Raw genomic sequence first — 24,481 nt, 5'->3', positions numbered from 1 at the left:
TGAGAGCTATCATCGTGAGGCGCGGCTTATTGCAGCGTCTGGGTTTCTGTTTTGGTGGTACCGCCATAGTCGTTGATCGCGGCCCACTGCACCGTTTTCCCTGCGGCGGCGGGGACCGCCAGCCGTTTATGCTCGCCGGGAGCGATGTAATCGATTTTATTCGTGAGATCGGTTTTCCCTAGCGCAAGACCGGCGAATACGACGTGATAAGCCGATGGGTTATATATATCTAACTCATTATTGCTATATTTATATTCAAGAGATTTATAAGCGTCGTAAGGCTTGCCGACTAAATTTGTCGGGCGATAAAATAGTTTTATTCGTGTTTTAAATACCAGCGTTAGCGTATTATTATTCGCATCGGTGGTTTGGTTTTTGGCAGGAATAGCGCGCACATTAATAAAGAACAACGATTCTTTATCGTTAGCAATGTTTTCAGATGATTTTATAATTCGTAATGATGAATCGTTATCAGCATCGAGGCGAAAAAGCGGCGGCGTAATAATAAAGGGGCCTCGTGCGGTTCCCTGTGCATTGTCGACCCACGACTGCAATAAATAAGGCAGACCTTCACTGCGGTTAGCCACCGGCAGCGCGGCCTCTTTTTTCCCGGCATCGTAGATGACACGGGTTCTCTGTAGCACAATACCGCCAGCGAGGCTTTGGCTGACCCAACTGCCCAGCACCAATGCCAAAGCGAGCGCGGTGTTTTTTTTCATCGCTGTAATCCTTAACCTGATGTCAAAAAACGTCTCTTTCCATCTCAGCGGGAAGAAGGGATGGAAAGAGACGGTATACGGGATTAGCGGTAGTCGATGGTGACGTCAACGCTGGCGTTGGCTTCGCCTGGGGAGATCTCTTTAGAATCTACAGTGGAGACGTAATAGGCTTGTAGCCCTACGATAGTGGTGCCATCGGCTTCCGGGGCAAAGCTGATTTTTGAATCAGCCGCGGGCAGCTTATTCAGCACCATCGTTGCGTTGTCGCTGGCTCTTGCGATACGGATGCCCACGCCGGTTGCGGCGGTATCCATGCTGCTAACGGCGACCAGATCGTCGTGATCGGCTACGGTGCCGCCAGCGCGCGTTTCCAGCCACAGTTGGAACGAGTTGTCCGTTGTGCCATCAACGTGCTCCCACGGGGTGGCTGGGCAGTTTTCCAACGGAATATTAACCGGAATCGCCGGGCTGGTATCACCGACAGTTTTAAACTGCGCGGCGGCGTAATGACCCAGTTCCACGTTGATGACGTCACCATCGGCGAATTCACAGGTGCTGGTTAGAATTTCACCCGTAAATTCAATTTTACCGTCCGTCGCCCATGCGCTTCCCGCAGAAAGCGCCAGCAAGCTAACCGCTATAGATTTTGCAATTTTGTTCATTAAAGACCCTCTTATTTGATAAACCTGTTAGCAATTAAATTAATGAAAAGACAAAGATCAAAATTAATTGCTGGGCAATGGTATTCGATATGCGCTGGCAGTCATATTAATAAGCGAGATTTTCAGATTATATTTATTAAAAATGAACGAGCTAACTGCTATTACATTTAAATAATTTTAAATTGGTGGGGAGTCAAAATATTGTAATCACGAATATTGGCTGTTAAGTGATATACTTGTGATGATATTAAGGCTTTTGTTATTCATCTGAGTATTTTTCGCAAAATCCATTCAATTCCTTGCATTACTGTTTATTCATCCCGGCATGTTCTCTGCTGTAAAATCATACAGATGTAAACGATTGCGGATGCGGATGACCAATCGTGTTGGTTAAAGGTGATGTTTGTCACAATTATTTCGTAAATGTGAACGGTAGTACTCTTCAGAATGTGGTTTGAGTCATTAGACTAGGGCTTCCAAAACAGGAGGACCCATGGCTTTGCATTCCACGCGCTGGCTGGCGCTCGGTTATTTCACCTATTTCTTTAGCTACGGTATCTTTCTGCCTTTCTGGAGCGTCTGGCTCGAAGGGTTAGGGCTGACGCCGGAAACCATCGGTTTACTGCTGGGCGCGGGGCTGATTGCCCGTTTTCTCGGTAGTTTGCTGATTGCGCCGCGTGTGAGCGATCCCTCCCGGCTGATCTCAGCGTTACGTATTCTGGCTCTGTTGACGCTGGTGTTTGCGCTGGCCTTCTGGGCGGGAACCAACGTGGCGTGGCTGATGGTGGTGATGATCGGCTTTAACCTGTTTTTCTCACCGCTGGTACCGCTGACCGACGCGCTGGCCAACACCTGGCAGAAACAAATCACCATGGATTACGGTCGGGTGCGACTATGGGGATCCGTGGCTTTTGTGATCGGCTCCGCGTTAACCGGCAAACTGGTGAGCCTGTTTGACTATCGGGTGATCCTGGTCCTGCTATCGCTTGGCGTCGCCTCGATGCTGCTGGGCATGATGATTCGCCCGAGCGTGCAGCCAGCGGGTGAAAACCGTCAGCAGGAGAGTGCGGGATGGCCCGCCTGGCGCGCGCTGATAACCCAGAGCTGGCGTTTTCTTGCTTGCGTGAGTCTGCTACAGGGGGCGCATGCTGCGTATTATGGTTTCAGCGCCATCTATTGGCAGTCTGCTGGATATTCCGCTTCGGCGGTGGGCTATTTATGGTCACTAGGTGTGGTGGCGGAGGTGATTATTTTCGCGCTTAGTCACAAGCTGTTCCGTCGCTTTAGCGCCCGCGATCTGCTGCTGCTTTCCGCCGTTTGCGGGGTGGCGCGTTGGGGATTGATGGGCTGGAGCACCGAGCTGCCGTGGCTGATCGTGGTGCAAATCCTCCATTGCGGAACCTTTACCGTCTGCCACCTGGCGGCAATGCGTTATATCGCGGCACGCCAGGGGAGCGAAGTTATTCGTTTGCAGGCGGTGTATTCCGCGATAGCGATGGGCGGCAGTATCGCCATCATGACCGTATTCGCGGGCTATCTGTACCAGAATCTGGGCAGCGGCGTGTTCTGGGTGATGGCGCTGGTGGCGCTCCCGGCAATCGTTCTGCGCCCGAAGGTGGTCGCGCAGCCTGCAACGTTATGATTCGAGAATTTTGCGGATCTGCTGCTGCTGATGCGGCGTAAGCGCCAGATCCGCATGAATCAACGGGGGTGAAAATAGCGGTAGTGGCGTGGTGTACGGCGTAATAATCAGCGTTACACCGCGCGGAGCACCCTCTTTTTGAAAGTCCTGCATCGGCATATGTTTTACGTTGAGCGGCAGCAGCGTCAGTTCGCGTAGCTGTTGCTCTATATGCACTTCAAGTTGTTCATTACTATCGGTCAGCAGGATTATCTGCTTTTCGTGTAAATCCTTCTCCTGCATCAGCCAGGCGCCGAAAATAACGGCCACCAGCCCGATCTCTTCTTCGGAAAATTGCACATCGTATTCGGCCTCGAAGCCGTGAATCGCCTCGCGGGTAGTACGAACCAGCCGGGGATAAAGGCGGCTGAACTCCTCCGGCAGCGTGTTATCAATGCCGATGGCAAACACGCTGCGGTTCAGTGCCTGAGCCAGGTGGATATACAACTGGTCATTCAGCCCTTGCTCATCGCTGAAGCGCACATTGCCATACTCGCGAAAACGTAGCACCAGCCGCGCAATAGCAAGACGCAGGCGGCGATCCTGATGGTGATTATCGCGAATCGGGTCGGGGATACGAAGCATTGAGAACAGCAACGCCATAAACAGCGATTCGCCCAGTGGTGCACTCTGCATGACGTGGCGCTGCCAGTGACGGCCAATTTCCTCTGCGAGCGGATATTCCGCGCAGGATTGCGCCCAGCGTTGCTGGAGTGGGTTAAACTCCGGGGTGATCCCCGCGTGGTGCTGTAGCAGGCAATACTGTAAATACAGACGCAGGAACTGGATGTCACGACACTCAAACGGTTTCTGCAAGCGCCGGGAACACAGATTAATGAGCGCATGCAGATTGGTGTCGTCATACAGCGTACGTGCGATCCCCCTTTGTTTAAGTTCCGCTTTTAACGCCGGGGTAAACTGCTGAGCGATAAAGGCAGGGCAAATCCGCAGGCCACGGCGCAGCCACTGCAACAGACACAGACGTTGATTTAGCGGGGTTCCTTCGATCGTATAGCCACCATTCTGCGCGGTGGCTATCGCGAGCCGGTGATAGCGCTGGATTTCGAGTCCTGCGCCAATAATATCTTCCTGAACCGTGGCATCATCGACGCCGTTGAGGCTGCTGAAGGTTTGTGTAGTCGCGATTTGCCCCGGCAGGAAAAGCGTCAGCAGCACCTGGCAACGGCGCTGGGGAGCGGAAAGTACAGATGGTGGGGCAAGCGTTGACATCATCTGTAGGATCTCCCGTGAGTATGTTTGATAAGAATAGCTAAAGTTTGCTCATAGATTTTGAGAATGGAATGCTTTCCACCAGGAATGCTGGAGAGCGTCACAGAATTTTTAACGTGCGGAACAGATAGCGGTAGTGGAACGCAGCGCGTTAATCCGCTTTTTCACTGTTTTATCTTTTGTTTAGATATAAAAAAAACGGCATTTTGCGCAATGACGTTATGTTAACGCTTGAGGATCAACATAGGTTGGCGGAGCATAATGAATATGCTTTTTTAGAGAAAGGTTCCGTTCACCTCATGTTCATCGCTTTTCTGTACACTGAACGCCAGTGAACGTGTTAAGGGTGCTATCGCCGCACCCTTAACAATCCCGGCTCCCGGCGGGAAAATTGCCGCTCCGCGGTGCCCTCCGCTTATTCCTCCAGGCTACCGGGCCGGGCGCGATGTAACGTCCCTGTAAAGCGCGCCCTGAGCCAGCATCCATGCTGGCTCTCCCGGCCTTACGGAAACACGTCGGCAATTTTCAGCCGGACCAGCCACGCCTGACCATCTGTATTTTTATTTGAACATGTTTGAACAGCAAAAAGGATATAGCTGAAAGTCAGAGCGCTGAGGTGAACGGAACCCTGAGCCGGAATTACATGTTCTCCATCACGCTTGCTCACGGCTCAACGTTAATCCCACATCGCCGCCGGGATGCACGGCCAGTAATGTCTCCTTTGAGTAACCGCTTTCGCTCATCAGGCAGGCGCAGGCGGCGTCAAAGATAGCCAGCACCAGTAAAATAGAGGTGGTGGCTAACATGTTCAGCGGGTCGGCCTCACGCTGGACGCCGGTGGGAATCACCAATCTCGACGCTTTAGCAATGGCTGAATCGGCGTTTTCAGTCACGCTCAGAATCGGCACATTTCGCGCATTCAGCCCGGGCAACAGCCGGGTGAGTTCGTCCGAATTCCCCCCACGCGACAGCATAATCACCAGGTCGTTGTCGCGTAAAAAACCGAGATCGCCATGCGCCGCGTCCGTCGCGTTGAGGTAGATCGCCGGGCGTTCCACGCACGCAAGCATATGCGCCACTTTACGCGCCGCAATGCCGGAGGTACCGACGCCAGTGACAACGATTTTGCCCCGGCAACCGCGCAGCTCCGCCATTAACGACTGCCAGAGCGGTTCAGTCAGATGCTGCCCCAGACCCGCCAGGGCATCGCTATAGAGCTGAAATACGCCGGTAGCCTGAGACCAGGAGTTACTCATGCTTCCTCCTGCATCAACTGGCGATATTTCATATGATCCTGATACATCTCGTGGAATACCCGATATTTGCGATCGTAGTACTGCTTAATGCGATTTGTTTGCGGGGTAACCGTTTTACCAATCCGACTCATCGCCGACATCGCTTCCGGGAAGGTTTCGAATACACCCGCGGCGATAGTTCCCATCATGGCGCCACCCAGCAGCATGGCCTCGCTCTCTTCAGGCAGCAGCATGGCGCAGCCGGTGGCGTTGGCATGTTCCTGAACGAAGATCGGGTTTTTCGTCCCGCCGCCGCTGGCCATTATCGTATCGATGGTGTAGCCGCTTTGATTCATCGTTTCAATGATATGGCGGGTTCCCAGCGCAATGGCCTGGATGGTCGCAAGGTACTGTAGCGCCATATCTTCCGGCGTACGTGACAGCTTCAGTCCGGTGATTGCGCCCGTGAGCGTTGGGTTAGCGCGCGGCGAGCGGTTGCCGTGGAAATAGGGCAGGATGTGCATGTCGCGGGTTAAAAACGCGATATCTTCCGGCTCACCGGCCATTTTACGCAACAGCGCATTCAGCACTTCGTAAATGGTTTGCCCCTGAGATTTAGCCTGCGCCAGCAGGGTTTCGTAGCAAGGATGCGACTGAATAACGTGGTCGATTAACGCCCCGGTTGCCGACTGCCCACCTTCGTTAAGCCAGTATTCTGGCAGTACGGCTGAGTAGTAAGGACCCCAGACGCCGCCGATAAAACGTGGCTCTTTGGAAATTGCCATGTGTCCGGTAGAGGTGCCGCCAATCAGCGCGATACGACGGTCAAAATCCGCCACCTCGCCGGAAACACCGCTTGCCCCGAGCGTGCCGAGGGTACCGGCGTGGGCATCGATGATCGAGACGCTGACAGCTGTCCCCGGAATCAGCCCCATTTCGCTGGCGGCGCGCGCAGACAGCCCGTGACCGAGCGGTTCGCCCATGGTTTTCACGTAGCGACCAATTTTGGCAGCATCATGCTCCAGCAAATCTTCCAGCCCAATCTGGCGGAAATAGCTGGCATCCCATTTGTCTTCATGGCCCATATAGGTCCATTTACACACCGTCGAACACAATGAGCGCGTGTCATCGCCCGTTGCGCGCCAGGTCAGGAAATCGGGCAGGTCAAAATAGTAGCCCGCATTAGCCCATGTATTGGGCATATGCTGCTTCAGCCACAGCAGTTTTGGCGTCTGCATTTCCGGGGAGATAATGCCGCCAACGTAGTCCAGCACCCGATGATGCAGGGCGTTGATACGCTCGGCCTGAGTAATGGCGCGGTGATCCATCCATACAATGATGTTTTGTTCGCTGCGCCCGGACGGGCTGATGGTCAGCGGTTTACCTTCTTTGTCCAGCACCACCAGTGAACAGGTCGCGTCAAAGCCGAGACCTTTCACCTGGATAGGGTTGATATCCGACTGGTTAATCGCATCGCGAACCGCGTTACACACCGCCTGCCAGATGTTATCGGAAGACTGCTCAACAAAATCGGCCTGCGGGCGGTAAATCTCGATGGCCCGACTGGCCTGACCGACCATTCTGCCGTTGAGATCAAACACGCCAGCACGGGCGCTTCCGGTTCCGACATCCACACCAATAAAGTAACTTGCCATAATTTTTTCTCCTGAAATCAGGCTTTACGATTCTGTAATGCGATAAAGAGGATCAGCACCGCGCCCCACAGCGCCATCGTCAGATAGCTGCTGACCCCCAGCAAGTTAAGGCCGCTTTCCAGCATTTGCAGCACAATCAGTGCCAGCACCAGGCCGATAATGCGCCCGAAGCCGCCATCCGGGTTGATACCGCCGAGGACGGAGGCAAGGATGGTGACCAGCAGGTAGGATTCACCGTATCCGGCTTTAGCTGAGTTGAATTTCGCCATCATCAAAATGGCGGCGACCCAGCCGAGCAGGGCAGAAATCACGTACACCGAAATTTGTACCCTCACGGTATTCACGCCGCTGTAGCGGGTAGCCTGTTCATTGGAACCAACGAGATACAGGCTGCGCCCAAGCGTGGTGTGTTCCAGCAGTACCCACAGCAGGATTGCCACCAGGAAAAAGAGCAGTAGCGCCACCGGAACACCGGCAATCGTGGCGTTACCAAGGTACTGAATGGCGGTCGGGAAACCGGAAATCACCGTCCCGTTGGAAAGCAGAATATTCAGCCCGGAGATAAGCGTCATCGTGCCGAGCGTGGCGAGAATAGGCGAGACCCCGACCCAGGCAATCAGCGCACCGTTGAGCGTGCCGATAGCCACCGCCACGGCAGCGCCTGCCAGCAGCGCCAGCACCAGAAACAGCGGGTTATCCGGATGGGTGACGATAATCGCCGCCATCACCAGCGAGCAGGCGTTCGCCCCGGCAATAATCGACAAGTTAATGCCGCCGGTCAGCATGGTCATGCCCATCCCGAGGGCCAGCATGCCGAGGATTGGTAGCTGTGAGCCAATCGACTGGAAGTTAGCGACGCTAAAGAAACGGCTGCCGAGCAGGGCCGAGAAGACCAGGGCGACGACCACAATAATCACGCATTGCAGACGAATGATGGCATCACCGGGTAAAAATCTGGCGATTGTTTTCATCTCAAAGCTCCCTTGCCAGTTTGCGTTTTTCGTTCCAGGCCGTGGCGCTAATGCTGACCAGGATAATGGCGCCGCTGAACACGGTGTGCCAGTAAGAGGAGACACTGAGCAGCGTCAGGCCATTTTGTAAGAAGGCCAGCAGAACCACGCCGAGCAGTGTTCCGGTCAACGTACCGCGCCCGCCGCTCATGCTGGTTCCGCCGAGTACTACTGCTGCCAGCACCGTCAGCTCAAAGCCGAGCAGCGAATTGGGCGCAACTGACTGGGTGATTTGTGCCTGAACCACGGCGGCAACGCCTGCCAGAATGCCCATGTAGCCATAGACGTAAAAATGCAGCTTCAGCAGATTCAGCCCAAGGCGCGAGGCCGCGTCGCGGTTGCCGCCCATGGCGTAAACCTGACGGCCAAGACGGGTATAGTTCATCAGCACGGCGGTAAAGATGATCACCGCCGCCAGGCACAGCAGGGGCAGGGTCAAACCGTAGTCGTAGCCATCCGCCGCGGTGAACGAGAACCAGTTAATGCCGTTCATAAACCAGTCCGGGAAGCCATACAGCCAGGTGCCTTTGGTGGCGTAAACCAGCAGGCCGTAGTAGACGTTCAGCGTGGCGATGGTAATGATGATTGCCGGAACGCGTAGCCAATAGACCAGAAAACCGTTGATCAGCCCAAGCAGCAGGCCCACCGCAATGGCGATGATTAACGCCAGCGCGAAGTTGCCGCCGTGACCGATAACCCAACTGGCCATTGCATACTGGGCTATCGCGGTCATCGCCGGAAATGAGATGTCGATCCCGCCGGAAATCAGCACCACAAACAGCCCACAGGCCAGGATGCCGAGAATCGCGTAGCTGGTGGCCACATCCGTCAGGTTCCCCAAAGACAAGAACTCGTCGGTGCTGATGCTCAGCCCAACGGCAAGGGCTACAACCAGCAGGCCCAGCCAGAACTCATGTTGCCCGATTAAACGGGAGAGATGCATCTTATTCATTGATTACCTCGACCACTTCAGCAATCTCCTCTTCACGGCATTGATGAGGATTAAATTCCGCCACCAGCTTGCCGCGACGCATTACCAGCACACGGTGGCTGTTGTAATACGCTTCCGGGATTTCATCGCAAATCATCAGCACCGCCATACCCTGTTCCGCCAAGTCGCGGGCTATCTGGTAAATACCCTCTTTGTTGGCGATATCCACGCCGACGGTAGGCGAGTCGAGGATCAGGATGCGGGGATTGGTCGCCACCCATTTGGCAATGGCGATACGCTGGGCATTACCGCCGGAAAGGGTTTTGACCGGCAGGTGCGGATCGGACACTTTGATATTCAGTTCGCGGATTAAATCGGCGACCAGCTTTTGCGCTTTACGATGATCGAGCAGACCGCTACCGGTGTGCAGTTGATCAAACACCGTGACGATGGTGTTGTCGTAGATCGACTGCTCCATGATCAGCCCCTGCGTCAGGCGATCTTCTGAGACATAGCCGATCCCGTGTTTGATGGCGTCATGGTTATTGCGCAGAGTAACCGGCTGACCGTTAATGCGAATCTCGCCGCTTTCCGGGTGCGTCATACCAAACAGGCTCAGACAAAGCTCAGTGCGCCCGGCACCCAGCAGACCAACAATGGAGACGATCTCGCCGCCGTGCAGCGACAGATTAATGTTCTGGTATTTACCTCTGCGGCTGAGATTGCGCAGCTCAAGCAGCGGCTCTTGCTCAATCGCGGGCCTTTCCGGCAACGGGCTGTAGTGGAAGCGTTGTCCGGTCATCAGGAAGGCCAGCTCGTGGCTGTCGAGTTCGCTGGCAGGGTATGTACCCACCAGTTTGCCGTCGCGCATTACGCTGATGCGGTCAGCCACTTCCATCACCTCATCCAGACGATGGCTGACAAACACGACGCAAATTCCGGCCGCTTTCAGTTCATTAACTACCCGCAGCAGGCCATTAACCTCCTGGCGGGTTAGCGAGGCGGTGGGCTCGTCCATAATCACCAGACGTGCATCGGCGGCAATCGCCCGGCAAATGGCGACCAGCTGTCGATCCGCAATTGAGAGTTTTTCAACTTTTTTATCGGGATCGATATTCACCCCAATACGTTTCATGGCTGCCAGCGCCTGCTGCTTCATGGCACCGCGACGCACCCAGATATCGCCACCCGGCAGATAGCGGTTGACCGCGATATTTTCTGCGACGCTAAAGTTGGGGAACAACGACAGGTCCTGATAAATAACCTGAATGCCATAATGAGAAGAGAGCTGCGGCGTCAGGTGATGGAACAATTTTCCGTCGAGTAAAATCTGCGCGCCTTTTTCAGGGTGATAAACCCCGGAGATCACTTTAATAATGGTACTTTTACCACAGCCGTTTTGACCCGCCAGACAGTGAACTTCGCCTTTTCTCAGCGTCAGATTCACGTTATCCAGCGCCAGCACGCCCGGGAATTGTTTGCTGATATTCTCAAGAGTGATAAATGCGGTGGTGTCTGCCATGGACAATACCCCTGCGCGCGTCCGGGGGGACGCTGAGTGTTAGTTTGGTTGATAGCGCCGACCAGACGGTCGGCGTTAAGGTTCCCTGGTGTTGGCTAAAGCCTTAGAAACCAAGTGATTGTGCGTTGTCTTTGGTGACTTCGAGGATCTTGTTAAAGCGGATCACTTTCTTCTCCGTGTCGATATCGGCTTTCCCTAAACCATCGATACTCAGATCGGCGTTCACTTCTTTGCCCTGCAACAGCTGATCGGCAACGGTGACCAGCGCGTAGCCCGCGTCTTTTGGATCCCACAGCAGCGCTTTTTTGATATCACCGCGCATCAGGTAAGGTGCTGCCTGCGCTGGCATGGCGATCCCGACGACGGCGATCTTATCTTTGGCGCGTTTTTTCTGCACAGCCTGACCCGCACCGATTGGACCCAGCGAGCCGAAGCCGATAATGCCCTTCATCTGCGGGTAGGTTTTCATCAGATCCAGCGTTGTGGCGTAGGATTTATCGATGCTTTCCGCGACCGGCAGACGTGAAGTGACCTCGAACATTTCCGGATATTTTTCTTTCTGGTACTTAATTGCATAATCCGCCCACGCGTTATGCAGTGGGACCGTCAGCGAACCAACATAGATGGCATACCCGCCTTTGCCGCCCATATTTTTCGCTAACTCATCGACGTTGGCCTGGGCGTATTTTTCACTGTCGATGGTTTCGATATCCCACTGGCCAATTTGCTCATCCGGGGATTCGTGCGTCAGCACCACGATGCCTTTATCGCGCGCTTTTTTCAGTACCGGCTCAAGGACCTTGGCATCATTCGGCACCACGATGATCGCATTAACGTTTTTGGCGATCAGATCCTCAATCACTTTCACCTGCTGCGCCGGGTCCGGCGTTGAAGGCCCGGTCTGGTAAGCATTCACATCCAGTTTTTTTGCTGCTTCATTTACGCCGGTTTCCATCCGGTTAAACCATGGGATCCCGGTGACTTTGGCAACCACAGCAATTTCATATTTTTCCGCCGCAAAGGACGTGCCGGACAACATGCATGCAGAAACCAGGGTTGCACTGAGTAATGCGAGTTTGAATTTCATAGTTGTACCTTTCGTAGGGGGCAGGACATGTCACGGCGTGAAGTTAACAATGAATGGAAGAGGGAATGAATCATAAGTTTGATAAATGTGATATACGCCCATTATTGTGAATTTATGGAAATAAAATAGTTAGCAATTGGTTAAATTTGCATGATTTTACATTCAATTGTTCAAATTTAGTGTTAATTAAATATTAAAATTAAACTATAAATTAACATTTTATTATCATTTGACTTAAGTTATGACGCTGAAAAGGTGTTTGGGCGGAATTTCCTGAAGAAGAAATTATCGAAATTGAGAACTGAATCGATACCGGAAAAGGGTGCTCAATATTTTTTCGTTCAATGGTATCCTCAGCACTCTTTCGCCAAACCCGGCATCATTATTTGTGGCGGTGTGGATTTTCATCGTGGAGAACTCATGCAAGGCGTTAAACGTATCATTATCACGTTGTTTCTCGCTGTCCTGTCCTTTGGCGCAGGGGCGCATCCCCACAGCTTTATCCATCTGAAAACTGAGATAGTGAGCGAGAATGACCAGTTCGTCGCGCTGAAAATGCGCTGGACGATGGATGAAATTACCTCTGCGGATCTGCTTTACGATGCGGGGAATGCCAAACCTGGTGATGAGATCTGGAAGAAACTGGCGGCGGAAGTGATGGCCAACGTTCTCGGGCAGCACTATTTCACCGAAGTGTGGCACGACGGGAAAAAGGTAAAGTTTAAAAACAGGCCGACGGAATATGGCATGGCGCGGGAGGAACACCAGGCAGTGCTGACGTTCGTTTTGCCGCTGGCCGAAGCTCAGCCGCTGAGTGGTCAAAAATATACCATTTCAACCTTCGACCCGACCTACTACGTTGATATGAGCTATGACAAAGACAGCGACGCCAGGCTGGGGCAGGCCATAAGCCAGAAATGCCGGATTTCAGTACATACGCCGACGCCCAATGAACAAACGCTGAGCTTTGCGCAGTCGCTGGATAAAGAAGACGCACCGCCGGAGGATATGGAGTTGGGTAAACAGTTTGCACAGACGGTGACGCTGCAATGTCAGTAGTTTATCAACAACGTGCAGCCAGACGTCGCTGGCTGACGCTATGGCCGCTGGCGGTCTTTTTGCTGTTGGCGGCAGGCGGCATACTGTGGCTATGGCAGGCCTGGCCGCAGGTGATGATGAAAAGTGTCGTCTGGCAGCGCGACGTTAACCAACAGATGAGCGGGTTGCTGAAAGCAGTTGCCGCCAATCCGGCCCAGGCCGGGGGATCGCTGCTGCTGTTTAGTTTTCTCTACGGCGTTCTGCATGCGCTGGGGCCGGGACATGGAAAAGTCGTCATTACCACCTGGCTGGCAACGCACCCCTCGAAGCTGAAGTCGAGTATTGGCCTGACGCTAGCCTCATCTTTATTACAGGGGCTGGTCGCTATCGGACTGGTGGTTGTGGTGCTTACCATCTTGCAGTTGCCTGCACGACAGCTACATATGAGTAGTTTCTGGCTGGAGAAAGGGAGTTATGCTCTGGTTGGCGTGTTGGGTGTTTTATTGTGCGTCCGTGCGCTGAAGAAATTGCGCCAGCTGCTGCGCCGTCCAAAATTCACTGCCTTCACGCCGCATCATGTGCATCACGAGGGTTGCGAGTGCGGGCATCAGCATGTGCCAGATCCTCAACAGCTGCAAAGTGGTGATGACTGGCGCGCCCGGCTGATGATCGTGCTGTCTATGGGGATGCGCCCGTGCTCGGGGGCCATTATGGTTTTACTGTTCAGCAAAGTGGTTGGCGTGTTTAGCTGGGGTATGGCGTCGGCGCTGGCGATGGCGGCAGGAACCTCTTTGACGATTACGTCACTGGCTCTGCTGGTACACAGTTTCCGCTCGCTGGCGGTGAAACTTAGCGGGCATAAAGCGCCGGTATTGTGGCGACAGATTGGCTGGACGACGCTGGCATTAGCCGGTGGTGCGGTGCTGATCGCTGCTGCGGTAGTGATGTGGATGAGTGCGGTGCCGGTGGGGCGGGGGATAAGACCGTTTTAGCACTGTTGTAGGATGAATGCCTGATGGCGCTTCGCTTATCAGGCCTACGGGGAACTTCCCTGGTAGGCCGGATAAGGCGCTAGCCGCCATCCGGCATCAACGATTAACGCTTCAGCGCATCGCTCAGTTCGTCACGCATGTTCGCCAGCATGGCTTTCACTACGCGCGGGTTACCTGCAACGATGTTGCCGGTCGCCATGTAGTTATGACCACCGGTAAAGTCGCAAACCAGTGCGCCAGCTTCACGGGCAATCAGCTCACCTGCGGCGAAATCCCACGGGCGCAGGCCAATTTCGAAATACCCGTCAACGCGCGCAGCGGCAACGTAAGCCAGATCCAGCGCAGCAGAACCCGTGCGGCGGAAGTCCGCGCATTCGGTAAACATGTTGCCAAGAATTTTCATGTAAGAAGCGGCGTGCTGTTTGGCTTTGAACGGGAAACCGGTGGCGATGATGGTGCCATCCAGATCGCGGGCGGTGCTGCCACGCAGACGGTAGCCGTTCAGCTGTGCGCCCTGGCCACGGGTTGCGGTGAACAGTTCGTTACGCATTGGATCGTAAACAACGGCGACTTCAGTACGGCCTTTGATGCGTACTGCGATGGATACCGCGAAGTGCGGCAGACGTTTTACGAAGTTGGTGGTGCCATCCAGTGGATCGATAACCCATTGAACATCCAAATCTTCACCAACATGTTCACCGCTTTCTTCGGTGATGATGGTGTGCTGTGGGTAAGATTTGCGAATCGTTTCGATAATAATCGCTTCGGCGGCTTTATCGACGTTAGTCACGAAATCATTGCTGCCTTTCTGGCTGGTTTCTACAGAGTCTGGGGTTTCGTAGTGTTTGGCAATTACATTACCCGCCTTGCGCGCTGCGCGCACGGCGATGGTCAGCATCGGATGCATCGGTCTCTCTCACTGGATGTTAAAGAACGGGAAAACGGCGCAGAGTATAGCAGCGAGTTCGGAATATGTCTTCGTTTTATGATAATATGCCCGAATAATCTTTAGCCGAAGAAATACAATGCTGCAAAATATTCGAATCGTGCTGGTGGAAACCTCTCACACTGGCAACATGGGCTCTGTAGCCCGCGCAATGAAAACCATGGGTTTAACCAATCTGTGGCTGGTAAATCCACTGGTTAAACCGGACTCACAGGCCATCGCTCTGGCAGCGGGTGCCAGTGATGTGATCGGCAGCGCGCAGATCGTCGATACGCTCGATGAAGCGCTGGCGGGCTGTAGCCTGGTGGTAGGCACCAGTGCGCGTTCCCGCACGCTGCCGTGGCCGATGCTGGATCCGCGTGAATGCGGTTTAAAAAGTGTCTCTGAAGCGACGAACTCGCCGGTGGCGCTGGTCTTTGGTCGTGAACGTGTTGGTCTGACCAACGAAGAGCTGCAGAAGTGCCATTATCACGTCGCCATTGCCGCGAACCCGGAATACAGTTCGCTCAACCTGGCGATGGCGGTGCAGGTTATCTCTTATGAAGTGCGCATGGCCTGGCTGGCAACGCAGGAAAGCGACAAGGCAGCAGAATACGAAGAAGCTGAGTATCCGCTGGTCGATGATTTAGAGCGTTTTTACGGTCATCTGGAGCAAACGCTGCTGTCGACCGGGTTTATCCGTGAAGGGCACCCGGGACAGGTGATGAATAAGCTGCGCCGTTTGTTTACCCGTGCGCGTCCAGAAAGCCAGGAGTTGAACATCCTGCGCGGGATTTTAGCTTCAATCGAGCAGCAGAATAAAAGCAAGTAACTGTACTAATGCCGGATGCGCTTCGCTTATCCGGTCTACAGGCCGCACGATTCGTAGGCCGGATAAGCGAAGCGCATCCGGCAAGTGAAAATGGCACTGAAGGTTAAATACCTGACTAAATTAGTCAAGTAAATAGTTGACTGATTTAGTCGGGAATGTCAGACTTGCCCCTGCTATGCAATACCCCCATTTTACAATAAAAAACCCCGGGCAGGGGCGAGTTTGAGGCTAAGTAAGACATGAGACTGACATCAAAAGGGCGTTATGCCGTGACCGCAATGTTGGACGTTGCGCTCAACTCCGAAACGGGCCCGGTACCGTTGGCTGATATTTCTGAACGTCAGGGAATTTCCCTGTCATATCTGGAGCAGCTGTTTTCCCGTTTGCGTAAAAACGGTCTGGTTTCCAGCGTACGTGGACCAGGCGGCGGGTATCTGCTGGGTAAAGATGCCGGCAGCATCGCAGTAGGTGAAGTGATTAGCGCTGTTGACGAGTCTGTAGATGCGACCCGTTGCCAGGGCAAAGGCGGTTGTCAGGGCGGCGATAAATGCCTGACCCACGCGCTGTGGCGCGATCTGAGCGATCGTCTGACCGGTTTCCTCAACAACATTACGTTGGGCGAACTGGTAAATAATCAGGAAGTCCTGGATGTGTCTGGTCGCCAGCATACCCATGACGCTCCACGCACTAATCGTGCTCAAGACGCGATCGACGTTAAGTTACGCGCATAATAAAAGTATTTTAGAATCAGGCCGGGGTGCTACACACCCCGTTAACTCGGTCGTACATCCAGCCGGTTGCCTGATTCCTTGCATTGAAGCGATGTACGGAGTTTATAGAGCAATGAAATTACCGATCTATCTCGATTACTCCGCAACCACGCCGGTGGACCCGCGTGTTGCCGAGAAAATGATGCAGTGTCTGACCCTGGACGGAAACTTTGGTAACCCAGCGTCTCGTTCACACCGTTTTGGCTGGCAGGCTGAAGAGGCGGTAGATATCGCCCGTAACCAGATTGCCGACCTCGTGGGCGCTGACCCGCGTGAAATCGTCTTTACTTCCGGTGCGACTGAATCCGATAACCTGGCGATTAAAGGTGCAGCCAACTTTTATCAGAAAAAAGGCAAGCACATCATCACCAGCAAAACCGAACACAAAGCCGTGCTGGACACCTGTCGTCAGCTGGAGCGCGAAGGGTTCGAAGTCACCTACCTCGCCCCGCAGCGTAACGGCATTATCGACCTGAAAGAACTTGAAGCGGCAATGCGTGACGACACTATCCTCGTGTCTATCATGCACGTGAACAACGAAATCGGCGTGGTGCAGGATATCGCGACTATCGGCGAAATGTGCCGTGCTCGCGGCATCATCTATCACGTTGATGCGACCCAGAGCGTGGGCAAACTGCCTATCGATCTGAGCCAACTGAAAGTTGACCTGATGTCCTTCTCCGGCCACAAAATCTATGGTCCGAAAGGTATCGGCGCGCTGTACGTTCGTCGTAAACCGCGTATTCGTATTGAAGCGCAGATGCACGGCGGCGGTCACGAGCGCGGTATGCGTTCCGGTACGCTGCCTGTGCACCAGATCGTCGGTATGGGTGAAGCTTACCGTATCGCTAAAGAAGAGATGGAAACCGAGATGGCGCGCCTGCGCAGTCTGCGTAACCGTCTGTGGAATGGCGTGAAAGATATGGAAGAGGTGTACCTCAACGGTGACCTCGAGCAGGGCGCACCAAACATTCTCAACGTCAGCTTCAACTTTGTTGAAGGCGAGTCGCTGATTATGGCGCTGAAAGACCTGGCGGTATCCTCCGGTTCTGCATGTACTTCTGCAAGCCTGGAGCCATCCTACGTGCTGCGCGCGCTGGGGATGACCGACGAGCTGGCACACAGCTCAATTCGTTTCTCTTTAGGTCGTTTCACTACCGAAGAAGAGATTGACTACGCCATCAATCTGGTTCGCAACTCCATCGGCCGCCTGCGCGACCTTTCTCCGCTGTGGGAAATGTTCAAACAGGGCGTGGATCTGAACAGCATTGAATGGTCACATCACTAATCGGTACCGATAAGGAGAATTCAGCATGGCTTACAGCGAAAAAGTAATCGATCATTACGAGAATCCACGTAACGTGGGCTCTTTTGACAACAGCGACGAGAACGTGGGCAGCGGCATGGTGGGTGCACCGGCCTGTGGCGACGTGATGAAGTTGCAGATCAAAGTCAACAATGAGGGTATCATTGAAGACGCGCGTTTCAAGACTTACGGCTGCGGTTCCGCTATTGCTTCCAGCTCTCTGGTTACCGAATGGGTAAAAGGGAAATCTCTGGACGAAGCACAGGCGATTAAAAACACCGATATCGCCGACGAGCTTGAACTGCCACCGGTGAAAATTCACTGCTCTATTCTGGCTGAAGACGCGATTAAAGCCGCGATTGCGGATTACAAAAGCAAACGTGAAGCAAAATAATTAAGAGTTGAGGTTTTATTATGTCGATTACCTTAAGCGACAGTGCAGCAGCGCGTGTAAATACCTTCCTGGCAAACCGCGGTAAAGGGTTTGGTCTGCGTCTGGGCGTGAGAACCTCCGGCTGCTCAGGTATGGCCTATGTACTGGAATTTGTTGACGAGCCGGCGGCTGAAGATACCGTGTTTGAAGACAAAGGCGTAAAAGTCGTGATCGACGGTAAGAGCCTGCAATTCCTCGACGGTACGCAGTTAGACTTCGTCAAAGAAGGTCTGAACGAAGGGTTTAAGTTCACTAACCCGAACGTGAAAGACGAATGTGGATGCGGCGAAAGCTTCCACGTGTAACGCGCTTACTGATAACCCCACCGTGGTCGCCTGCGCGTGGGGTTTGTTTTACCTGACTCTCTGGTTTTGCCTCATCGAACAACAGAGAATCGATGCCCTGAGAATGTTATGGACTACTTCACCCTCTTTGGCTTACCGGCCCGTTATCAGCTCGATACTCAGGCGCTGAGCCTACGTTTTCAGGATCTACAACGTCAGTATCATCCTGATAAATTCGCCAGCGGTTCCCAGGCGGAACAACTTGCTGCGGTTTCGCAGTCCGCCACTATCAACCAGGCCTGGCAAACGCTGCGTCATCCTTTGATGCGCGCCGAATACTTATTGTCTTTACACGGTTTTGATATCCGCAGCGAGCAGCACACGGTGCGCGATACCGCGTTCCTGATGGAGCAACTTGAGCTGCGTGAAGAGCTGGACGAGATTGAACAGGCAAAAGACAGTCAACGTTTAGATGCGTTTATGAAACGCGTCAGCGAAATGTATAACGTTCGCCATCAACTGATGGTGGAACAGCTGGATAGCGAGACGTGGGACGCAGCGGCAGATACCGTGCGTAAGCTGCGTTTTCTCGATAAACTGCGAAGCAGTGCAGAACAACTCGAAGAAAAACTGCTCGATTTTTAATTTCCGGAAGCGAAAATGGCCTTATTACAAATTAGTGAGCCTGGTCTGAGCGCCGCGCCGCACCAGCGTCGTCTGGCGGTAGGTATCGATTTAGGCACTACCAACTCCCTGGTTGCGACCGTACGCAGCGGCCAGGCCGAAACGCTGGCAGACCATGAAGGTCGCCACCTGTTGCCGTCAGTGGTTCACTATCAGCAGCAGGGCTACTCTGTCGGTTACGATGCCCGAGCCAATGCAGCGTTGGATACGGCAAACACCGTCAGCTCGGTAAAACGCATGATGGGCCGCTCTCTGGCGGATATCCAGGCGCGTTACCCGCATCTGCCATATACGTTCCAGGCGAGCGAAAACGGTCTACCGATGATTGAAACCGCTGCCGGTTTGCTTAATCCGGTGCGCGTCTCCGCTGATATTCTGAAAGCGCTGGCCGCGCGGGCTACCGAATCGCTGTCCGGCGAACTGGACGGCGTGGTAATCACCGTTCCGGCTTACTTTGACGATGCGCAGCGTCAGGGAACCAAAGACGCCGCGCGTCTGGCGGGCCTGCACGTATTGCGTCTGCTGAACGAACCGACCGCAGCGGCGATCGCGTATGGTCTGGACTCCGGTCAGGAAGGCGTGATCGCAGTCTACGATCTTGGCGGCGGTACGTTTGATATTTCTATTCTGCGCCTGAGCCGTGGCGTGTTTGAAGTGCTGGCGACCGGCGGTGATTCCGCGCTCGGCGGCGATGATTTTGACCATCTGCTGGCCGATTACATTCGCGAGCAGGCGGGCGTGGCCGATCGCAGCGATAACCGCGTTCAGCGTGAACTGCTGGATGCCGCGATTGCAGCGAAAATCGCACTTAGCGACGCTGATTCTGTAACGGTTAACGTGGCTGGATGGCAGGGTGAAATCACCCGTGAAACCTTTAATGAACTCATTTCCGCACTGGTCAAGCGTACGCTGCTGGCCTGTCGTCGCGCGCTGAAAGATGCGGGCGTGGAGCCGCAAGATGTGCTGGAAGTTGTGATGGTTGGCGGTTCAACGCGCGTGCCTCTGGTACGTGAACGCGTCGGTGAATTTTTTGGCCGCACGCCGCTGACCTCTATTGACCCGGACAAAGTGGTCGCTATCGGTGCGGCAATTCAGGCGGATATTCTGGTCGGGAATAAGCCGGACAGCGAAATGCTGCTGCTGGACGTTATCCCGCTGTCTCTGGGACTGGAAACCATGGGCGGTCTGGTGGAGAAAGTGATCCCGCGTAACACCACTATCCCAGTGGCGCGCGCGCAGGACTTTACCACCTTTAAAGATGGCCAGACCGCGATGTCCATTCACGTGATGCAAGGCGAGCGTGAACTGGTGCAGGACTGCCGTTCTCTGGCGCGTTTTGCGCTGCGCGGCATCCCGGCATTACCAGCAGGCGGCGCTCATATCCGCGTGACCTTCCAGGTGGATGCCGATGGGCTGCTGAGCGTCACCGCCATGGAGAAATCCACAGGCGTTGAGTCCTCAATCCAGGTTAAACCGTCCTACGGTCTGACCGACAGTGAAATCGCCTCCATGATTCAGGATTCGATGAGTTTTGCCGAGCAGGACGTAAAAGCCCGTATGCTGGCAGAACAGAAAGTCGAAGCGGCACGCGTACTGGAAAGTTTATCCGGTGCGCTGAACGCTGATGCCGCGCTGTTAAGCGCCGCAGAACGTCAGGCTATCGACACCGCCGCCGCGCACTTGAGCGAGGTTGCACAGGGTGACGATGTTGACGCGATAGAACAAGCCATTAAAAACGTAGACAAACAAACCCAGGAATTCGCCGCTCGCCGCATGGACAAATCCGTCCGTAGCGCGCTGAAAGGCCATTCCGTGGACGAGGTTTAATATGCCAAAGATTGTTATTTTGCCTCATCAGGATCTCTGTCCCGATGGCGCAGTTCTGGAAGCTGAGACCGGCGAAACCATTCTCGACGTTGCCCTGCGTAACGGGATCGAGATTGAACACGCCTGTGAAAAATCCTGTGCCTGCACTACCTGCCACTGCATCGTGCGTGAAGGTTTTGATTCTTTGCCGGAAAGCACAGAAGAAGAAGACGACATGCTGGATAAAGCCTGGGGACTGGAGCCGGAGAGCCGTTTAAGCTGTCAGGCGCGGGTAACCGAGGACGATTTAGTGGTCGAAATCCCACGTTACACAATCAATCATGCGCGTGAGCATTAACAGAGGGTAGTATGGGACTGAAGTGGACCGATAGCCGCGAAATCGGCGAGGCGCTGTATGACGCTTTCCCCGATCTCGATCCCAAGACCGTTCGTTTCACCGATCTGCACCAGTGGATCTGTGACCTGGAAGAGTTCGATGATGATCCTCAGGCATCGAACGAAAAAATCCTTGAGGCCATTTTGCTGGTCTGGCTGGACGAAGCCGAATAAGTCAACGGGCTGCCCACGGGTGGCCCGTTTTCCTGTATGCGCGAAAATAAGGATAAATAAAAATGACAGAAGCCATGAAAATTACGCTTTCCACGCAACCCGCCGATGCTCGCTGGGGTGAAAAGGCGACATACAGCATTAATAATGACGGCATTACCCTGCACCTGAACGGAAAAGATGACCTCGGCCTTATCCAGCGTGCCGCGCGTAAAATCGACGGCCTGGGCATTAAACACGTTCAACTGGATGGTGAAGGCTGGGATACCGAACGTAGCTGGGCGTTCTGGCAGGGCTACAAGGGACCAAAAGGCACCCGCAAAGTTGAGTGGGCCGCTCTGGACGAAGCGCAGCGCAAAGAGCTGGATAGCCGTCTGAAGATTATTGACTGGGTGCGCGATACCATTAACGCCCCGGCAGAAGAGCTGGGCCCTGAACAGCTGGCGCAGCGCGCTGTTGATCTGCTGTGCTCCGTCGCGTGCGATAACGTCTCTTACCGCATCACCAAAGGTGAAGATCTGCGCGAGCAGAACTACATGGGTCTGCATACCGTGGGTCGCGGCTCTGAACGTCCGCCGGTGCTGCTGGCGCTGGACTACAACCCAACAGGCGACAAAGAAGCCCCGGTTTATGCCTGCCTGGTTGGTAAGGGAATTACTTTTGATTCCGGTGGTTACAGCATCAAGCAAAGCGCATTTATGGACTCAATGAAGTCCGACATGGGCGGTGCGGCAACGGTCACCGGCGCGTTGGCATTTGCCATCACCCGTGGTCTGAACAAGCGCGTGAAGCTGTATCTGTGTTGCGCGGATAACCTGATTAGCGGCAACGCCTTTAAGCTCGGCGATATCATTCACTATCGCAACGGTAAAAAAGTTGAAGTGATGAATACCGATGCCGAAGGACGTCTGGTGCTGGCCGATGGCCTGATCGATGCCAGCGCGCAGAAACCGGAACTGATTATTGATGCTGCCACGCTGACCGGCGCGGCGAAAACCGCGTTGGGCAATGATTACCACGCGCTGTTTAGCTTTGATGATCAGCTGGCTGCTCGCCTGCTGGCAAGTGCGGCGCAAGAAAACGAACCGTTCTGGCGTCTGCCGCTGGCAGAGTTCCATCGTAGTCAGTTGCCGTCTAACTTTGCCGAACTGAATAACACCGGCAGCGCGGCTTACCCGGCTGGTGCAAGCACCGCGGCGGGCTTCCTGTCCCATTTCGTGGAAAACTACCAGCAGGGCTGGCTGCACATCGACTGCTCCGCAACCTATCGCAAAGCGCCGGTTGAACAGTGGTCTGCGGGCGCAACCGGTCTGGGTGTGCGCACGATTGCGAATCTGCTGACCGCATAATTTATTACTGTATTGCCGGATGGCGCTACGCTTATCCGGCCTACATGTATTCATCCAATTTGTGATACTTATGTCCGAAACAAAAAACGAATTAGAAACGTTGCTGGAGCAAGCGGCAACAGAGCCTGCGCATCGTCCGGCATTTTTCCGTACTTTACTGGAATCCACAGTCTGGGTGCCGGGTACTGCCGCAGAAGGCGAGGCGGTGGTTGAAGACAGCGCTCTCGACCTGCAGCACTGGGAAAAAGAAGACGGCACGACCGTGATCCCGTTCTTCACCTCTCTGGAAGCCCTGCAGCAGGCGGTGGAAGATGAGCAAGCATTTGTCGTTATGCCGGTGCGTACGTTGTTTGAAATGACGCTCGGCGAAACGCTGTTTCTCAACGCGAAACTGCCGACCGGTAAAGAGTTTATGCCGCGTGAAATCAGCCTGCTGATGGGGGAAGAGGGGAATCCGCTCAGCACCCAGGAAGTACTGGAAGGCGGTGAATCGCTGATCCTCTCTGAAGTCGCTGAACCTCCGGCGCAAATGATTGACTCGCTGACTACGCTGTTTAAAACCATTAAGCCGGTAAAACGCGCGTTTCTCTGCTCAATCAAAGAAAGCGCGGAAGCCCAGCCGAATCTGCTGATTGGTATTGAAGCAGAAGGGGATATTGAAGAGATCATCCACGCTGCTGGCAGCGTCGCGACCGATACGCTGCCGGGCGATGAACCTATTGATATCTGCCAGGTGAAGAAGGGTGAGAAGGGCGTGAGCCACTTTATCACTGAGCATATCGCACCGTTCTACGAACGCCGCTGGGGCGGTTTCCTGCGCGACTTTAAACAAAACCGGATTATCTAAATTGTAGGCCGGATAAGCGAAGCGCTATCCGGCTTTTCCAGCTTTATAATTGCGGTTCTACCGGTAAATCGTTGCGTGCTCCCCATTCGCTCCATGCGCCGTCATACAATGCGACGTCAGAAACGCCCAGCGTGGCAAGTGCCAGCACGACGACGGCAGCTGTTACGCCGGAGCCGCAGCTGGCGATAATAGGGCGGTCAAAGCTCACGCCGTGGCTGAAGAAAATAGCATCCAGCTCATCGGTGGTTTTCAGTTCGCCGTCACGAACCAGTTCTGTCCACGGTACGTTAAGCGCACCCGGCACATGACCACGTTTCAGACCAGGACGCGGCTCGTCAACTTCGCCATTAAAACGCGCAGCCGGACGGGCATCGACGATCTGCGCCGTTTTTTCATGACTGGCCAGCAGTACATCGGTAACGCGCACAACTGCGTCAGGCGTAAAGGCCACGTTAAATTCACCTTCAGGTAAATCCTCATCGCCTTCCTTGAGCATTAGTTCATCGCGCTTCCAGCCTGCCAGACCTCCTGCCAGAATGGAGACATTTTCGACGCCAAATGTCCGCAGCATCCACCATGCGCGTGGCGCGGAAAACAGATTACCGTCATCGTAGATAACCAGATGCTTATCCTGATCAACGCCCAGCTCGCGCATCGCAACGGCAAAGGCTTCGGGGCGTGGCATCATATGCGGTAGCGGTGAGGTATGATCGGAAAGCGCTTCAATATCAAAAAATACTGCGCCAGGAATATGGCCCTCACGATACTCCTCGCCAACATCGCGATCTTCCTGTCCTGGAGGTGCCATCCGGGCATCAAGAATTTGTATTTCCGGGTCGTCAATGTGTTCGGCAAGCCAGTCGGCAGCGACAAAGAAGGCGGTGGTCATAGGCATCTCCATTTTTACCAGGTTTTG

Annotated in this window: 25 protein-coding genes; 14 read left to right on the top strand and 11 right to left on the bottom strand. The window is 54.0% G+C overall.

What is annotated here, in order from left to right:
• Positions 1-26: 26 nt before the first annotated feature.
• Both OGY18_RS11570 and OGY18_RS11565 read right to left on the bottom strand, forming a co-directional pair.
• Positions 27-719, bottom strand: a complete 693-nt coding sequence (locus OGY18_RS11570; protein ID WP_003835261.1) for a fimbrial biogenesis chaperone — start codon at positions 717-719, stop codon at positions 27-29.
• Between the two features lie 83 nt (positions 720-802).
• Entirely contained in the window at positions 803-1,381 is a 579-nt protein-coding gene (locus OGY18_RS11565) for a fimbrial protein (protein WP_003835260.1), read from the bottom strand.
• 493 nt (positions 1,382-1,874) lie between these two features.
• On the opposite strand from OGY18_RS11565, the gene OGY18_RS11560 reads away from it, so the two are divergent.
• Positions 1,875-3,023, top strand: coding sequence for a 3-phenylpropionate MFS transporter (locus OGY18_RS11560; RefSeq protein WP_125112739.1), 1,149 nt, complete (start codon positions 1,875-1,877; stop codon positions 3,021-3,023).
• Here OGY18_RS11560 and csiE read toward each other — a convergent pair.
• The 7 genes from csiE to OGY18_RS11525 form a co-directional block, all read right to left on the bottom strand.
• Entirely contained in the window at positions 3,018-4,295 is a 1,278-nt protein-coding gene (gene csiE / locus OGY18_RS11555) for a stationary phase inducible protein CsiE (RefSeq protein ID WP_286553044.1), read from the bottom strand. The genes OGY18_RS11560 and csiE overlap by 6 nt on opposite strands.
• Positions 4,296-4,945: 650 nt before the next feature.
• Positions 4,946-5,548: a KpsF/GutQ family sugar-phosphate isomerase gene (locus tag OGY18_RS11550; protein WP_286553041.1), complete on the bottom strand. Its 603-nt coding sequence runs from the start codon at positions 5,546-5,548 to the stop codon at positions 4,946-4,948.
• Positions 5,545-7,182: an FGGY-family carbohydrate kinase gene (locus tag OGY18_RS11545; protein WP_003835250.1), complete on the bottom strand. Its 1,638-nt coding sequence runs from the start codon at positions 7,180-7,182 to the stop codon at positions 5,545-5,547. Before OGY18_RS11545 ends, OGY18_RS11550 begins: the two co-directional genes overlap by 4 nt.
• Before the next feature lie 17 nt (positions 7,183-7,199).
• Positions 7,200-8,153 (bottom strand): ABC transporter permease, encoded by a 954-nt coding sequence (locus tag OGY18_RS11540; RefSeq protein ID WP_003835248.1) that lies wholly within the window; start codon positions 8,151-8,153, stop codon positions 7,200-7,202.
• 1 nt (position 8,154) lies between these two features.
• Positions 8,155-9,144, bottom strand: a complete 990-nt coding sequence (locus OGY18_RS11535; protein WP_008785467.1) for an ABC transporter permease — start codon at positions 9,142-9,144, stop codon at positions 8,155-8,157.
• Positions 9,137-10,645 carry a sugar ABC transporter ATP-binding protein gene (locus OGY18_RS11530; RefSeq protein ID WP_047358245.1) on the bottom strand — a complete coding sequence of 503 codons (1,509 nt, stop codon included), beginning with the start codon at positions 10,643-10,645 and terminating at the stop codon, positions 9,137-9,139. The genes OGY18_RS11535 and OGY18_RS11530 overlap by 8 nt, the downstream gene beginning before the upstream one ends.
• Before the next feature lie 103 nt (positions 10,646-10,748).
• Complete coding sequence (locus tag OGY18_RS11525; RefSeq protein ID WP_003037665.1) at positions 10,749-11,732, bottom strand: autoinducer 2 ABC transporter substrate-binding protein; 984 nt, start codon at positions 11,730-11,732, stop codon at positions 10,749-10,751.
• A gap of 420 nt (positions 11,733-12,152) precedes the next feature.
• Between OGY18_RS11525 and OGY18_RS11520 the strand changes: the two genes are divergently transcribed.
• Both OGY18_RS11520 and OGY18_RS11515 read left to right on the top strand, forming a co-directional pair.
• A complete protein-coding gene (locus OGY18_RS11520; RefSeq protein WP_032944224.1) occupies positions 12,153-12,791 on the top strand; it encodes a DUF1007 family protein in 639 nt (212 codons plus the stop codon).
• Positions 12,782-13,762, top strand: a complete 981-nt coding sequence (locus tag OGY18_RS11515) for a nickel/cobalt transporter (protein WP_198579036.1) — start codon at positions 12,782-12,784, stop codon at positions 13,760-13,762. Before OGY18_RS11520 ends, OGY18_RS11515 begins: the two co-directional genes overlap by 10 nt.
• Before the next feature lie 103 nt (positions 13,763-13,865).
• On the opposite strand, the gene suhB is transcribed toward OGY18_RS11515, so the two are convergent.
• Positions 13,866-14,669, bottom strand: coding sequence for an inositol-1-monophosphatase (gene suhB, locus OGY18_RS11510; protein ID WP_003835237.1), 804 nt, complete (start codon positions 14,667-14,669; stop codon positions 13,866-13,868).
• A gap of 118 nt (positions 14,670-14,787) precedes the next feature.
• On the opposite strand from suhB, the gene trmJ reads away from it, so the two are divergent.
• From trmJ to sseB, 11 genes are all read left to right on the top strand, one after another.
• The gene (trmJ, locus tag OGY18_RS11505) at positions 14,788-15,519 is read left to right on the top strand and encodes a tRNA (cytosine(32)/uridine(32)-2'-O)-methyltransferase TrmJ (protein WP_079939502.1); all 732 of its coding nucleotides are present in this window, start codon (positions 14,788-14,790) and stop codon (positions 15,517-15,519) included.
• A gap of 239 nt (positions 15,520-15,758) precedes the next feature.
• Entirely contained in the window at positions 15,759-16,250 is a 492-nt protein-coding gene (gene iscR, locus OGY18_RS11500; protein ID WP_003037674.1) for a Fe-S cluster assembly transcriptional regulator IscR, read from the top strand.
• Positions 16,251-16,362: 112 nt separating this feature from the next.
• Positions 16,363-17,577 carry a cysteine desulfurase gene (gene iscS, locus OGY18_RS11495; protein ID WP_003835233.1) on the top strand — a complete coding sequence of 405 codons (1,215 nt, stop codon included), beginning with the start codon at positions 16,363-16,365 and terminating at the stop codon, positions 17,575-17,577.
• Between the two features lie 25 nt (positions 17,578-17,602).
• Entirely contained in the window at positions 17,603-17,989 is a 387-nt protein-coding gene (iscU, locus tag OGY18_RS11490) for a Fe-S cluster assembly scaffold IscU (protein ID WP_002913991.1), read from the top strand.
• Between the two features lie 20 nt (positions 17,990-18,009).
• Positions 18,010-18,333 (top strand): iron-sulfur cluster assembly protein IscA, encoded by a 324-nt coding sequence (iscA, locus tag OGY18_RS11485; RefSeq protein ID WP_003835203.1) that lies wholly within the window; start codon positions 18,010-18,012, stop codon positions 18,331-18,333.
• Between the two features lie 108 nt (positions 18,334-18,441).
• On the top strand, positions 18,442-18,957 hold the full coding sequence (gene hscB, locus OGY18_RS11480; protein ID WP_003835201.1) for a co-chaperone HscB: 516 nt from the start codon (positions 18,442-18,444) through the stop codon (positions 18,955-18,957).
• Between the two features lie 15 nt (positions 18,958-18,972).
• Positions 18,973-20,823 (top strand): Fe-S protein assembly chaperone HscA, encoded by a 1,851-nt coding sequence (gene hscA / locus OGY18_RS11475; RefSeq protein ID WP_003838439.1) that lies wholly within the window; start codon positions 18,973-18,975, stop codon positions 20,821-20,823.
• 1 nt (position 20,824) lies between these two features.
• Complete coding sequence (gene fdx / locus OGY18_RS11470; RefSeq protein WP_003037690.1) at positions 20,825-21,160, top strand: ISC system 2Fe-2S type ferredoxin; 336 nt, start codon at positions 20,825-20,827, stop codon at positions 21,158-21,160.
• A gap of 11 nt (positions 21,161-21,171) precedes the next feature.
• Positions 21,172-21,372: a Fe-S cluster assembly protein IscX gene (iscX, locus tag OGY18_RS11465; protein ID WP_003037694.1), complete on the top strand. Its 201-nt coding sequence runs from the start codon at positions 21,172-21,174 to the stop codon at positions 21,370-21,372.
• A gap of 62 nt (positions 21,373-21,434) precedes the next feature.
• A complete protein-coding gene (pepB, locus tag OGY18_RS11460) occupies positions 21,435-22,718 on the top strand; it encodes an aminopeptidase PepB (protein ID WP_008785461.1) in 1,284 nt (427 codons plus the stop codon).
• A 70-nt stretch (positions 22,719-22,788) separates the two neighbouring features.
• The gene (gene sseB / locus OGY18_RS11455; RefSeq protein ID WP_016157136.1) at positions 22,789-23,565 is read left to right on the top strand and encodes an enhanced serine sensitivity protein SseB; all 777 of its coding nucleotides are present in this window, start codon (positions 22,789-22,791) and stop codon (positions 23,563-23,565) included.
• 43 nt (positions 23,566-23,608) lie between these two features.
• Here sseB and sseA read toward each other — a convergent pair whose 3' ends face one another.
• Positions 23,609-24,454, bottom strand: a complete 846-nt coding sequence (sseA, locus tag OGY18_RS11450; RefSeq protein ID WP_063941712.1) for a 3-mercaptopyruvate sulfurtransferase — start codon at positions 24,452-24,454, stop codon at positions 23,609-23,611.
• Positions 24,455-24,481: the final 27 nt, after the last annotated feature.

The sequence above is a fragment of the Citrobacter sp. Cpo142 genome (genome assembly GCF_030332425.1).
Classification (GTDB): domain Bacteria; phylum Pseudomonadota; class Gammaproteobacteria; order Enterobacterales; family Enterobacteriaceae; genus Citrobacter; species Citrobacter portucalensis.
The sequence above is the reverse complement of the archived record's forward strand: the minus strand, read 5'-3'. Positions and strand labels throughout refer to the sequence as shown.